Source organism: Bradyrhizobium zhengyangense (assembly GCF_022012555.1).
GTDB classification, from domain to species: Bacteria; Pseudomonadota; Alphaproteobacteria; order Rhizobiales; family Xanthobacteraceae; genus Bradyrhizobium; species Bradyrhizobium zhengyangense.
Map to the genome: position 1 here is coordinate 1 of NZ_JAKLTZ010000045.1, position 12,925 is coordinate 12,925.

Annotated in this window: 9 protein-coding genes and 5 pseudogenes; 4 read left to right on the top strand and 10 right to left on the bottom strand. The window is 59.9% G+C overall.

The features are described 5' to 3' along the window. The 5 genes and pseudogenes from L6639_RS42160 to L6639_RS43185 form a co-directional block, all read right to left on the bottom strand. A pseudogene (locus tag L6639_RS42160) lies at nt 1-938 on the bottom strand (IS3 family transposase); the annotation flags it as partial. A gap of 246 nt (nt 939-1,184) precedes the next feature. Then, nucleotides 1,185-1,376: pseudogene (locus tag L6639_RS42165) on the bottom strand (transposase domain-containing protein); the annotation flags it as partial. A gap of 42 nt (nt 1,377-1,418) precedes the next feature. Then, nucleotides 1,419-2,069, bottom strand: coding sequence for a UPF0149 family protein (locus tag L6639_RS42170; RefSeq protein ID WP_237867281.1), 651 nt, complete (start codon nt 2,067-2,069; stop codon nt 1,419-1,421). Further along, nucleotides 2,066-2,611 carry an IS66 family transposase gene (locus L6639_RS43180; RefSeq protein ID WP_128955114.1) on the bottom strand — a complete coding sequence of 182 codons (546 nt, stop codon included), beginning with the start codon at nt 2,609-2,611 and terminating at the stop codon, nt 2,066-2,068. Before L6639_RS43180 ends, L6639_RS42170 begins: the two co-directional genes overlap by 4 nt. A 2-nt stretch (nt 2,612-2,613) precedes the next feature. Continuing rightward, the gene (locus tag L6639_RS43185) at nt 2,614-3,213 is read right to left on the bottom strand and encodes an IS66 family transposase (RefSeq protein WP_276575813.1); all 600 of its coding nucleotides are present in this window, start codon (nt 3,211-3,213) and stop codon (nt 2,614-2,616) included. Nucleotides 3,214-3,747: 534 nt separating this feature from the next. Between L6639_RS43185 and L6639_RS42185 the strand changes: the two genes are divergently transcribed. The 4 genes from L6639_RS42185 to L6639_RS42200 are packed head-to-tail and all read left to right on the top strand — an operon-like array spanning nt 3,748 to nt 8,997. Further along, entirely contained in the window at nt 3,748-5,364 is a 1,617-nt protein-coding gene (locus L6639_RS42185; protein WP_164934301.1) for an ABC transporter substrate-binding protein, read from the top strand. Then, nucleotides 5,361-6,338, top strand: coding sequence for an ABC transporter permease (locus L6639_RS42190; RefSeq protein ID WP_128955116.1), 978 nt, complete (start codon nt 5,361-5,363; stop codon nt 6,336-6,338). The genes L6639_RS42185 and L6639_RS42190 overlap by 4 nt, the downstream gene beginning before the upstream one ends. Beyond that, nucleotides 6,335-7,255: an ABC transporter permease gene (locus L6639_RS42195; RefSeq protein WP_128929847.1), complete on the top strand. Its 921-nt coding sequence runs from the start codon at nt 6,335-6,337 to the stop codon at nt 7,253-7,255. Before L6639_RS42190 ends, L6639_RS42195 begins: the two co-directional genes overlap by 4 nt. Continuing rightward, nucleotides 7,255-8,997, top strand: a complete 1,743-nt coding sequence (locus tag L6639_RS42200; RefSeq protein ID WP_128929848.1) for a dipeptide ABC transporter ATP-binding protein — start codon at nt 7,255-7,257, stop codon at nt 8,995-8,997. Before L6639_RS42195 ends, L6639_RS42200 begins: the two co-directional genes overlap by 1 nt. A 10-nt stretch (nt 8,998-9,007) precedes the next feature. Here the strand turns inward: L6639_RS42200 and L6639_RS42205 are convergent. The 5 genes and pseudogenes from L6639_RS42205 to istA form a co-directional block, all read right to left on the bottom strand. Continuing rightward, nucleotides 9,008-9,136: pseudogene (locus L6639_RS42205) on the bottom strand (IS3 family transposase); the annotation flags it as partial. 159 nt (nt 9,137-9,295) lie between these two features. Continuing rightward, nucleotides 9,296-9,547, bottom strand: a pseudogene (locus tag L6639_RS42210) (transposase); the annotation flags it as partial. A gap of 112 nt (nt 9,548-9,659) precedes the next feature. Then, a pseudogene (locus L6639_RS42215) lies at nt 9,660-10,343 on the bottom strand (IS66 family transposase); the annotation flags it as partial. Nucleotides 10,344-10,565: 222 nt separating this feature from the next. Next, entirely contained in the window at nt 10,566-11,378 is an 813-nt protein-coding gene (gene istB / locus L6639_RS42220) for an IS21-like element helper ATPase IstB (RefSeq protein ID WP_128929849.1), read from the bottom strand. Further along, nucleotides 11,375-12,844, bottom strand: coding sequence for an IS21 family transposase (gene istA / locus L6639_RS42225; protein ID WP_128929850.1), 1,470 nt, complete (start codon nt 12,842-12,844; stop codon nt 11,375-11,377). Before istA ends, istB begins: the two co-directional genes overlap by 4 nt. Between the last annotated feature and the right edge of the window lie 81 nt (nt 12,845-12,925).

Genomic DNA, 12,925 nt, shown 5'->3' on the forward strand with positions numbered 1-12,925 from the left:
CCGGAAGCGGCCGTTGAAGGCTTCGATGAAGGCGTTGTCGGTCGGCTTGCCGGGTCGTGAGAAGTCCAGCGTGACGCCGCGCTGGTAGGCCCAGAGGTCAAGATCGCGCGACACGAACTCGCTGCCTTGATCGACCCGGATCGTCGCCGGGAGTCCCACTTCATTGCAAACCCTTTCCAGTACCTCCACGACATCGGTGCCGCGGAAGGTGAGCCGCGGCTCCAGTGCGGGCGAGAAGCGGGAGAAGATATCGACGATCGTGAGCACCCGGAGATTGCCGCCGGTGGCCAGCTGGTCATGAACGAAGTCCATCGCCCAGATCTCGTTGACCCGCGTCGCGGGCCGTCGGTCGTCGCGCAACTTGGCCTTGACCCGGCGCTTGGGCGATTTGTTGCGCAATTGCAGGCCCAATTCGCGATAGATGCGACGGGTCTTGTTCTGGCCGTGACGCCATCCCTCGCGGCGCAACAGCACATGGACGCGGCGATAGCCGTAGCGGATGCGAACATGGCAGATCTCCTTGATCCGAGCTTCGAGGGCCGCCTGGCCGGAGCGACGAGATTTGTAGTGATAGGTCGATCGATCGAACTCGAGGGCCTTACAAGCCTTGCGGATCGAGACCTGCCACTCCCCGCAAACCTCATCGACGAGCTTGCGCTTCCGACCAGGCTTCACAGCTTTCGGCGGATCACGTCCTGCAGCATCTCCTTGTCGAGCGATAGGTCCGCCACCAGCTTCTTCAGCTTGGCGTTCTCGTCCTCGAGCTGCTTCAACCGGCGCATCTCGGTCGGCAGCAGTCCGTCGTACTTTTTCTTCCAGTTGAAATAGGTCGCCTGGCTGATCCCGGATTTGCGGCAGATCTCCGCAACCGGGACCCCGTCGTTGCCCTGCTTCAGGATAAACGCCTTCTGGGCGTCCGAAAACTTCGAGGCCTTCATCGTCGTCCGCTCCTCCCAGCCGAGGGGATTCGGCAGCGCAAGACTCTAGCCAAAATTGGTCCAGTTTGCCGGCCTCAGGTCAGCGGTAGCTGAAGCGCCGCCGCTCGTTGGCGAAATCGCGCAATCGGCCACGCAGAATTGCGTCCGGCGGGCGGCTGGAGCGATAGCGGATCATCTGTAAGCGCGATTTTCTCCGCACGCCGGCGGTTTTGATGGACTGCCTTGAATCGGGCGATGCGGGGCCGTTCAGGCGGTGGCGGCTTTGTGGAAGTTGAAGGGCAGCAGGTCTGCAATATCGGCGTCGCCGGCGCGCTGAGGCGATTCGGTGAGGACGTGGCGCAACCACGCTAACGGCACGACACGTGAGGCGCGGCAGGTCAGCATCAGGCTATAGACGACGGCGCTGGCCTCGGCTCCGTCCACGGTATCACTGAACAACCGTAAGCGGTACGAGCAGACCACGGACCTGGCGTGGACGGCCTACGCGCGCCGCTGGAAGCGCATAGGCATCCAGAACTGCCGCAGGGCCTCAACGGCTATTGGAATGTCGCGCCAGGCGTTTTGAGCGACGGGCAGCGTTGCCAGCGTATGGCGGGCCGGGGGTAGCAAGGGTCGACCGGCGTCATCGATGCAATGGACCAGGATCGGCCGCAGCATAAGGTGTTCGGTTCCGTTCGGGGAGAGAAGCCGCGACCAGACGAGAAGCCGAAGCTTCATGACGGCGTGGAAGCCCATGCACCAGGGCTGCGGGTCGACGTCGCCGTCCGGCGATCGCAGGAACAGCGGCTCGAAGCTCTCCGGTCTCGTCGACAGCGTCTCGCTGATCGCGTTGTGGCGCATCAGCGTGGCAGCGATCGCCGAGAACTCCTCGGTGTCGTGATTGAAGGCGTCGGGATCTACGCCAAGGAGCGGGCACACCCATTCCTCGGAGGCCATCGAGACCGGCCCGGCGACGACAGCGGCCACTGCGCCGTCGAGCATGGAGAGCGACGTCGCCCGCGGATGCCGAAGCGTCGGCGACCTGGCGCGCTCGCTCATCCATTGCCCGAGCCGCTCGAATGACATGGCATAGTTCGCCATCGTCGTCTTGCGTGCTTTTCGCGTTCCCCGCCGTTGCTTCGGCTTCGTCATGCCACGGCTCGCTTTTCGGCTTCGCGTGCGGCCTTCCAGTTCCAGGCCAGAAGTTCGTGCAGCTGGTTGGCCTTCGCGGCGCCGCTCACCATGCGCTCGAGAACGTCGACGAGATAGGCCTCGGGGTCGAGGCCATTCAATTTGGCCGTGTTAAGAAGCGAAGAAAGTATCGACCAAGTCTCGCCTCCGCCTTCGTCACCACTGAACAACGAGTTCTTTTTTCCGATCGCAATCGGCCTGATTGATCGTTCGACCGTGTTGGTGTCCGCCTCGAGCCGCCCGTCGTCCAGGAATGCCGTCAGGCCCTGCCAGCGTTCGAGCATATAATCGATCGCCTTGATGAGCGTCGAGCGGCGGGAGATCCCGTCCTTCACCGCGATCAGTCGAGCCTTCAACGCCTCCATGAGCGGCTTCGTCTCGGCCTGTCGCGCCGCGCGGCGTTCCCCGGCGCCGAGACCGCGGATCCTCTCCTCGATCGCGTAGACGGCTGCGATGCGCTCGATGACCTCCGCGGCGAAGGGTGAGTTCGTCGTCTTGTGCACCCTCACGAAGTTGCGGCGCGCGTGAACGAGACAATACGCCAGCTGGATCTGCCCGGCACCTTCGCATCGCCCACCAGCGAGGCGTAGGCGGCATAGCCGTCGACTTGCAGCACGCCTTCGAAGCCGGCCAACTGCGCCACGATCTCCTTCTTGCCGCGACCGTCTGCGAACACGTAGGCGACCGCCGGCGGCGCCGGACCCTTCCACGCCCGATCGTCCGTCGCATGCGCCCAGAACTGGCAGATCCTCGTGCGGCCGCGTACCGGGTCGAGCACCGGCATCGGCGTCTCATCGCAGAACAACCGCTCAAAGCCGTGCATGGTCTTCAGTTGCAGGTCGTAGAGGCCCCTGACCAGCCACGCCGCGCTGCCCATCCAGCGCGCCAGCGTCTGACGATCGACGACAACACCTTGGCCCGCCAGGATCTGCGTCTGGCGGTAGAGCGTCGATTGCCAGGCATATTTGGCCGCGGCGATATGCGCGATCAGCGCCGTCGTCGCCATGCCGCCCTCGACGAGCCGCGCTGGTGCCGAGGCCTGGACGATCGGGCCCTCACAGGCGCGGCAGGCATATTTGGGAGGGATCGTGCGGAGTACACGCAACCACCCGGGAAACCGAACCGCAGAGTCGGAGATCGCCCCTTCATCCGGTAGGTGGCCGCTGAACAGCGCCTACGATTCACGTGACTAGTGCGCCAAACAGCTTGCTAAGACGTTCCCGTTCAGAAGCGGAAGCCGGCCGCGGACGGTATCCCCAAAGGGCCGGCCATCAGACACTCGCTTGCTCAAAGCTCGATCCCAAACCGGAAACTCACGCCAGACGTAAACCGGCTGTCGGCACATGATGAGATAATGTGATAAAAGGCCCGCAGTTCAGTGGGATCGGACGTTCCTAACCCAACGGTCACAGGACCTATAACGAGACCTAGACCAGGAGCAGGGAATATTCAGCCGACTGTCGCAATCCTGCGCAATCGCTGGGAATACGCGTAATTGCTGCAGAGGACGCCCTGAATTCGCAGCCCACGGCAGCCCTCGGCCGGCAAACTGCAGCAAAAAACGGCCGAAGCCTGTCCGATGTGATAGCCCACATCTAGCGGCGCAGTTTACCCTGCGATCAAGAGAGGAATGTCCCAAATGCCGAAATCCACTGCGCGCTGTTTCATTCACAGACCAGCCCGTCTCAAGCGGCGTTTTGCCGCCATAGCAAGCGTGGCGGCACTACTAATGACCGTCTCACCCGGGGGCGCGGAAACGCTGAAATGGGCTCGGAGCTTGGACGTTCAGACTCTAGACCCTCACGCCTATAATGAGAACGTGACCTTTGCGTTCAATCGGCAGATGTACGAAGGCCTTGTGGAGCGCTCCGACGACGGAAAGCTCATTGGAGTACTAGCGACCGAATGGCGGATGTTGCCTGATCACCCCGACGTTTGGGAGTTCAAGCTTCGCCGGAACGTTACGTTCCACGACGGCGCACCATTTAAGGCCGACGACGCCGCATTTTCAATCCAGCGAGCTATGGCACCAACCTCGAATGTGCGGACCTATCTGGCTGCCGCCGCGGTTGAGGAAGCCATCGCGAAGGACGACTACACCGTGCAGGTCAAGACAAAGGGACCCAGCCCTCTTCTGCCCGAAAACTTGGCAAGCATCTTCATAATGAATAGAGCATGGGCCGAGAAGAACGACTCCGTTGTTCCGCAGGATTTTAAAGGCGGGAAAGAAAACTATGCTGCTCGCCATGAGAACGGCACTGGCGCCTATCGCCTTGTAAGCCGAGAATCGGATCGCCGTTCGGAGTTGGAAGCTTACGATAAATACTGGGGTATCGGCCAGTTCCCAATCGATATCGATCGGATCATCTATACCCCTATCCAGTCGGCCGCGACGCGTGTATCCGCATTGATCAGCGGAGAAGTTAATTTTCTCCAAGACGTCCCCCCCCAAGACATTTCACGGTTGGAGCAGAATGAAAGCCTTCGGGTGGTTCGCGGCCCAGAGATTCGCACGGTTTTTTTAGGCGTCAATACAAGCGCGAACACACTTGCCAGCGGGGAAGCAAAGGGAAATCCTTTCGCCGACAAGCGGGTGCGCCACGCAATGAACATGTCCATTGATCGTCTAGCGATCAAGTCGGCAATCATGCGAGGGGAGTCGGTTCCGCTCGGTACAATCATTTCGCCGATCGCCGACGGCTATACGGAAGAATTGGGTAAGTTCCCAAAGCTCAATATTGACCAAGCCAAGCAGCTTATGGCCGAGGCAGGTTACCCCAACGGATTTTCGGTCACTCTAAACTGTCCAAATGACGGCATGGTGAACGACGAGCGCATCTGTCAGGCCGTGGTGGCAATGCTCGCCAAGATCGGTGTCACCGTGCATCTCGATGTCCAACCCAGCGCAGTCGTCTGGCCTCTAGTTCTCAATAGGAAGACCGACTTTTACCTGATGACGTGGGGCTCATACGATTCTCAATTAATCTTCGATAATCTCGTCCACTCTCGGGGCGCCTGGGCTGCAGCGAATTACAAAAACCCGGAGATTGATGCCAAAATTGAATTACTCCGGTCGGAAGCCGATCCTCAAAGACGTAAAACCATAATCGCCGAAATTTGGAAGACCGTTCAGGACGAGTGTTTCTATCTACCGATTCACGCGCAGGTGTTGGCGCGTGCAACGCAGAAGAAGATTCACGTTACGCCAAACGTTGGTAATCAGATCTCCGTGAAAACCATCAAGGTGGACAAGTGACAGGTTTCTTTCTGCGCAGATTGCTGTCCGTGTTGCCGGTGATGCTGATGACGGCGTTTCTGTCGTTCGCCGCCTTTCATTTTATCGGCGATCCGCTCCAGAATATGGTCGGACCGGAGGCGACCGCGCAGGACCGCGCGCGGCTAGCGGCGGAACTCGGGTTCGACCGCCCCTTTTACATCCAGTTCTTTCGTTTTATCAGTTCGGCACTCCATGGGGACTTCGGCATTTCCACTCGCGTTGGAAGGCCGGTGTTGGATTTGATCCTGGAGCGGCTGCCTGCGACTCTGGAACTAGCTATATTATCGTTTATATTTGCAATGATAGCGGGAGTCGCCCTTGGCGTCGTGACAGCATTGCGGCCGCGCTCCATATTATCGGGCTTCAGCTTGACGGTCTCGCTGATCGCAGTATCCCTGCCTAACTTCTTAATCGGCATCGGCCTCATCTACGTGTTCGCGGTCAAACTTGGCTGGTTGCCGTCCTTCGGACGGGGCGACACGGTGAAGATCGGCTGGTGGACCACCGGGTTACTGACTAAGACCGGCTGGCAGGCTATCATCCTTCCCGCGATTTCACTGGCCACCTATCAACTCACGCTGATCTTGCGTTTAGTCCGCACTGAAATGCTTGAGGTCATGCATTCCGATCATATCCGGTTCGCACGCGCGCGAGGGCTGCCAGACCGGCTCATCTATTTTTCTTACGCTTTGAAGAACACGATGATTCCGGTCGTCACGGTTGCAGGTTTGCAGTTGGGATCCATCATCGCATTCGCCGTCGTTACTGAGACAGTATTCCAATGGCCAGGCGTTGGGCTGCTCTTTATTAATTCCATTAGATTTTCCGACGTCCCAATCATGGCCGCATACCTTCTCATCGTGTCGATCATTTTCGTTACCATCAACATGGTCGTGGATTGCGTCTACTACCTTCTAGATCCTCGCCTGCGGACGGGAGGAGTAGTCAGATGACCATTCACAAGCTTTCCGCATTGTTTAACTCTGATATCGGGCACTCTTACATCCGTTCCCCCAGAGCAGTTCTGTCTACGCTCGCACTGCTAACTCTCATTGTCGCGGCCCTGGGAGCTCCTTTATGGGCACCACAGAACACTCTCGACGCCAGCACGTTCGATCTGCTTTCGTCAAATACACCGGCCTGGAGCATCAATGAGTTCACGAACCGCTTCTACGCTTTCGGCACAGACGATCAGGGACGTGACGTGCTTTCAGCGACCCTTTATGGAACACGGGTTTCACTCCTAGTGGGCCTTGCCTCTGTTTTGGTTTCAATGTCGATCGGCGTCAGCTTAGGCCTGATATCCGGTTATTTCGGGGGACACATTGACGCAGCGATCATGCGTATCGCAGACATCCAGTTGTCCATCCCCGCCATTTTTATTGCGCTCCTTATTTCCGGCTTAACGCGGTCGCTACTGCCACCGAGCGCGCGCGAAGCCCTTGCTGTCTACATGGTAATATTGGCGATTGGAATTTCCGGATGGGTCACATATGCCCGCACGGTGCGCGGCGCCGTGATGGGGGAGAAACAGCGAGAGTATGTGCAGGCAGCCCTAATGATAGGCCTTCCGACGGGCACAGTGCTGGTACGGCACATATTGCCAAACGTGCGTCGACCGATCCTCGTGATCGCGACAATCTCACTTGCGCTTTCAATTATTACCGAAGCCACGCTGTCCTACTTGGGCGCAGGTCTGCCCCCCACCCAACCATCTCTTGGAACATTGATCCGCAGTGGGCAAGACTTTCTTTTTGCTGGGCAGTGGTGGATCCTGCTGTTTCCTGCCGCCACCCTTCTTACACTCGCGCTGGCCATTAACGTCTTGGGCGACTGGTTCCGGGATGTAATCAACCCAAGGGGCATCTGATGACAACAACTGCCCAGCCTTGCGTTCTTTCCATTCGGGGACTTAGCGTCGACTTTCCTAGCCGGCATGGCGCCTTGCAAGCCGTATGCAACGTCAGCCTAGACATCGCGCCAGGCGAAATACTCGGCATCGTCGGCGAATCGGGCGCGGGCAAATCGACCGTTGGAGCTGCCATCACGGGCTTACTACAGGCTCCCGGCCATATTAGTGCGGGCGAAGTTCGGCTTTCCGGAGATATCATCGATGCGCGCGACGTTAAGGCGATGCGGGCGTTACGCGGCAAACGCGTCTCGACTATTTTCCAAGATCCACTGACCAGCTTAAATCCACTTTTCACAATTGAGAGACAACTGGTCGACACGATCCGAACTCATCTCGCCTTATCACGCAGCGACGCAAGGATCGAGGCGGTGCGTCAGTTGGAGGCGGTAGGGATTCCAGAGCCAGCCCGGCGCGTGAAGAACTGGCCACATGAATTCTCGGGTGGCATGCGACAGCGCGCAGTTATCGCGCTTGCTCTCTGCTCACAACCCGAACTCATTGTCGCGGACGAACCAACAACTGCGCTCGACGTGACCGTTCAGGCACAGATCTTGAAGCTAATCAAGAACTTGGCTCGTGAACGTCAAGTGGGTGTGATGCTCATCACCCACAACATGGGCGTGATTTCCCAGGTCACTGATCGCGTCGCGGTGATGAGGGCAGGCGAAATCGTCGAACTAAACGACACTGCGGCTGTTCTTGGAAATCCATGCCACGAGTACAGCCAAGCATTGATTTCGGTTGTGCCGCGCGGCGACATTAAGCTGCATCGCTTTCCCGTGTCTGGCGCCGCTCGAAATATCGATGCGGCCATGCAGTGGCTGCTGGAAAGAGACATGCCGCAAAGTTCAAGCCAGCCGGAGGCACTTGTAGAACTCCGGGGTGTGGAGCGCGTATATGGGGCGACAGGCATGTTCGGTGGTTCCGCTCGGCGAGCCTTTAAGGCCCTGCACGATGTGAACCTGAGTATCCGCCCCGGAGAAGTCATGGGCCTTGTTGGCGAATCCGGCTCTGGAAAAAGCACGATCGCAAGAGTCGTTGCTGGGCTTGCCCGCCCGAGCAGCGGCCAACTGATTTATGGCGGAAAAGATGTTTATGCAGCCAGCCTTGAAGATCGTCAAGATATTCGGCGTCAAACTCAAATGGTGTTTCAAGACCCGTACTCGTCTCTGAATCCACAGATGCGCGTGGGCGAGATTATCATGGAGCCAATGATTCACTTTGGACTAGTAAAGGATAAGCGAGAGGCCGAACCGATAATGTTAGAGCTGCTGAAGGCCGTTGGTCTGGAGCCCACCGTCGCCCGCCGTTATCCGCACGCCTTCTCAGGCGGTCAGCGACAACGTATTTCAATCGCACGAACCTTGGCAAGTCGCCCGCGGTTCCTCATCTGCGATGAACCTACCTCGGCACTCGATGTCTCGATCCAGGCGCAGATCCTAAATCTTCTGAAAGACCTTCAAGAGAATCTATCGCTGACGATGTTATTTATCAGTCACGATCTCCCTGTCGTGCGTCAGATTTGCGACAGAGTTACAGTACTACAGAATGGGCAAATTTGCGAAAGCAGCGAGACGGAACAGTTGTTCAAAGCGCCGAAGCACTCTTACACAGCATCGCTCTTGTCCATGATACCGAAGATGCAGACCCCAGAGTGGATCGTCAAGCCGTCTGAGATCCCATCACAGTCCATCTGCTAGCCCCGGACGCGTCCGCCCGGGTTGTCAGATATCTGATGGTCATGCGGCAGCAGCCGATGGCTTTATACGCCCGCCGTACGCTCATCCCGTGGGCAACCATGAGATACGCGACAGCTTTCCGCTTGCCCGCGGGCAAAAAGCGGGCTTCGTGCCCGAACCATTTATCGCGAACGGCGTGCGCGGATCTCGTCATGGCCTGGCTGCAACAGCAGTCCACTCGCGAGAGGCCGGATACATTTATGCAATTGGAAGCGTCATTTTTGCTGTTACGAACCCTTGCACGGACCGGGGCGGACCATACATTCTTTCCCACGAGATCCTTGGGCGCCGCATTGTCCAGCACGGCATCAGCCACCAACCGCTTCAGCCGTGTGTTCTCGTCCTCCAGCGTCTTCAGCCGCTTGGCCTCCGACACTCCAGTGGCCTTCCATTTGTAGATGCTGGGGTCGCTGACGCCGCGCTTGCGGCACAGATCGGCAACCGAAACCCCGGCCTCATGCTCCTTCAAAATCCCGATGATCTGCTCTGCCGAAAAGCGGCTACGCTTCATGCTCTGGTCCTTGTTTGGGCCAGCGCGAACTTCAATCTGGATTAAGCCTGTGGGGCAAGGTCATTCACGTCCTTGAGGGTTATCCTGATCCGGACGGCGGTCGTGTTCAGGCTCATGCTGCCAGCCTCGGATCGTGCGCATGCATCCTGTAGGTCGATGCCCAGGGAGGCAGTTTGTCCAGTCGCGCCGCAGGCCAGCCATTGATGAGTTTTGCGAGCACGCCGGAGAGCCAGGGCTAGGCGCTGACGACATTGAGCCTACACGTTTCAATGAGCGAGGCCAGCAATGCCCAATTATCGGCACCCTCGTCGCACCCAGCGAACAGGGCATTCTTGGCATCGAGTTTGATTGGCCGCATCGCACGCTCGACCGCATTCGTGTCCATCTCGATGCGCCCGTCATCAAGGTAGAGCGTCAGGCCGTCCCAATGGCGCAGCGAATAGCGCAGAGCCTTCGCCGTGTCGCTCTTCCCCGCAAGATGATCAAGAGTTGCCTCAAACCACTGCTTCAAGGCTGCTGCCAGAGGTCTGGCATGAGCTTGTCGACCCGCGCAGCGCTCGGCAGCAGAGTGGCCCCGAAGTGCCTTCTCGACCGCGTTGAGCTGGGCGATGCGCTTAAGGGCCTCGCGGCAAACTGGAGCTGGCGCCGGAGCAGCCTCACGCGCGATCTTCACAAACTAGCGCCGTAGATGCGATCAGCAGAAGGCGAGCGGCCCAGACAGGGCGCCCGCACGCGTCTCCCGGGTCATGGTCTTGTAGGCCTGATAGCCTTCGCAATAGATGATACCGCGATAGCCCCAATCAGCGATGGCTTTGGGTGTCGCGTGCGAGGTCGGCCGTCCCGGACCGCGTTTTCCGTCGAGCGCGGTGCGCCTGCGATAGCTCTCGACTGTAGCGCGGCGATCTGGGAGAGAGGTGCGCGACAATCTGGATGAGAATCTGGTGTCGCGGCGGATGTGATGATCCGCGGGTTTGATTGACGCGCGCAAGTGCTTTGTCAGGTTGATTGTCGCGGCGCGTCAATCAGGGGCGATATTGGCGGGTGTGGCGTATGACGCTGGGCGTCCAGGTCCCTTTTTGCGCTCAGCGGCCTCGCGGCGTCGGTAGCTTTCGACATTCATCTCGAAGATGGTGGCGTGATGAACGAGCCGGTCGACCGCGGCGAGCGTCATAGCGGGGTCCGGGAAGATCTTCCCCCACTCGCCAAAGGGTTGGTTGGCTGTGATCAGCATGGAGCGCCGTTCGTAACGGGCGCTGATCAGCTCGAAGAGCACACTGGTCTCGGCCTGGTCCTTGGTGACGTATGCGAGATCATCGAGGATGAGCAGGTCGAACTTGTCGAGCTTGGCCAGCACGCTCTCGAGGACGAGGTCGCGGCGGGCCTGCTGCAGCTTCTGGACGAGATCTGTGGTGCGGGTGAACAGCACCCTGTAGCCGTTCTCGATGAGGGCGAGACCGATCGCCGAGGCGAGATGGCTCTTGCCGGTGCCGGGCGGGCCGAACAGGAGCAGGTTTGCGCCTTTCTCCAACCAGGTGTCGCCGGCGACGATGGCCATGACCTGAGCTTTGGAGACCATCGGCACGGCGTCGAACTCGAAGCTCTCGAGGGTCTTTCCGGGCAGAAGGCGGCCCTCTGTGAGGTGCCGCTCGATGCGGCGGCGATCGCGCTCGGCCAGTTCGTGCTCGGCGAGCACAGTGAGGAAGCGCGCGGCGGGCCAGCCCTCCTTGTCGGCCTGCTCGGCGAACTGTGGCCAGATCACCTTGCTGGCGGGCAGTCGCAGCTCGTTAAGGAGCAGGCTGAGCTTGGCGGGGTCAATCGAGGCGCTCTTCATGCTGCGTCTCCCAGGCTGGCGCCGATGAGCGCTTCGTAGGCCTGAAGCGGCGCCAGGCGGACGACTACGTTGGGTAGGCGCGCGGGATCGGGCGCGAAGCGGGCACGCAGCGCGGCCATGTCGGGGAGCCGGTGATTGTCGAGGCAGATGGACAGCTCCTCGGCCAGTTCGCTCTCGCAGCCGCGCTCGTGGGCGAGGCCAAGAAGCTCGACCATGATGCGGCAGGCCTGGCGCTCGGGCAGACGCTCGACGAGGAGATCGAAAGTCCGCCGGTAGGCCTCGCGCGGGAAGAGCCGATCGCGATAGACCAGATTGAGCAATGCCATCGGCTTCCTTCTGAGCGAATGGATGACGTGCCGGTAGTTGACGACCTGGTCATGCTTGCCGGACGGGGAAGCACGCCCGCGCGGCAGCGTCATGAGATGCGTGCCGCCGATGAAGACATCGAGCCGATCGTCGTAGAGGCGCACGCGCAAGCGATGGCCGATCAGGCGCGAGGGCACCGTATAGAAGACCTTGCGCAGCGTGAAGCCGCCTGAGGAAGTGACGCGCACGCTGAGTTCCTCATAGTCGGTGGTGCGCCGCTCAGGTAGCTCCCGAAGCTGGGCGCGCTCGGCATCGATGCGCTTGGCGTTGCGGGCATTGCGGCGGCCGACGATCTCGTCGACGAAGCGGCGATAGGAGGCGAGATCATCGAAGTCGACGGTGCCACGCAGCAACAGTGCATCCTCGATCGCCCGCTTGAGATGGCCGTGCGGCCCCTCGATCGAGCCGTTCTCGTGGGCGATGCCGGCATTGTTGCGTGACGGTGTCATGCCGTAATGGCTGCACAGCTCGTTATAGCGGCGGGTCAGGTCCTCGCGCGCGTCCTTGTCCAGGTTGCGGAAGGCGGCGGACAGGCTGTCCGAGCGGTGCTCGCGCGGCACCCCACCGAGGGACCAGAGTGCGTTCTGTAGGCCTTCCGCCAGCGCCACGAAGCTCTCGCCGCCGAGCACGACATGGGCGTGCTCGAAGCCGGAATAGGCGAGCCGGAAATGATAGAGTCGGTGGTCGAGCGGCTGACCGGCGATGGTGATGCCGAACGAGGCCACCTCGGTGAAGTCCGACAGACCGAGCCTGCCGGGTTCGTGCGCCTGGCGGAAGATGACCTCCTGCTCCTCACCGTGGATGGCACGCCAGCCTCGGATGCGCCGCTCCAGCGTCCGGCGCACGCCCTCGCCCAACTCGGAATGGCGCAGCATCATCTCCTCGAAAATGGCCACGGGCCGGATGCCGGGCGCTGCCCGCAGCAGCGGCACGACTTCAGAGTCGAAAATGTCGGCGATTGGATCGGGACGCCGTCGTGCGCGCGGCTCCTTCTTCTGCGAAGGTAGTACTGGATCCTTCTCGATGCGGTAGGCCGTTGCCACGCTGATCGACGCCTTCGCCGCGGCGACAGGCGTCGGATGGGTCTTCCTGAGCTTCATGTAGAGCCTTCTGTGGTTGCCGCCCGCAATGCAAGAAGTTTCTGACCCTTTGGCGTGTGATCGAGTGCGGTCTTCTGTCAG

Coding starts and splice junctions, on each gene's coding strand:
- L6639_RS42195 (WP_128929847.1), top strand. CDS start 6,335: ATGACCATTCACAAGCTTTCCGCATTGTTTAACTCTGATATCGGGCAC.
- L6639_RS42185 (WP_164934301.1), top strand. CDS start 3,748: ATGCCGAAATCCACTGCGCGCTGTTTCATTCACAGACCAGCCCGTCTC.
- L6639_RS42170 (WP_237867281.1), bottom strand. CDS start 2,069: ATGACGAAGCCGAAGCAACGGCGGGGAACGCGAAAAGCACGCAAGACG.
- istA (WP_128929850.1), bottom strand. CDS start 12,844: ATGAAGCTCAGGAAGACCCATCCGACGCCTGTCGCCGCGGCGAAGGCG.
- istB (WP_128929849.1), bottom strand. CDS start 11,378: ATGAAGAGCGCCTCGATTGACCCCGCCAAGCTCAGCCTGCTCCTTAAC.
- L6639_RS42200 (WP_128929848.1), top strand. CDS start 7,255: ATGACAACAACTGCCCAGCCTTGCGTTCTTTCCATTCGGGGACTTAGC.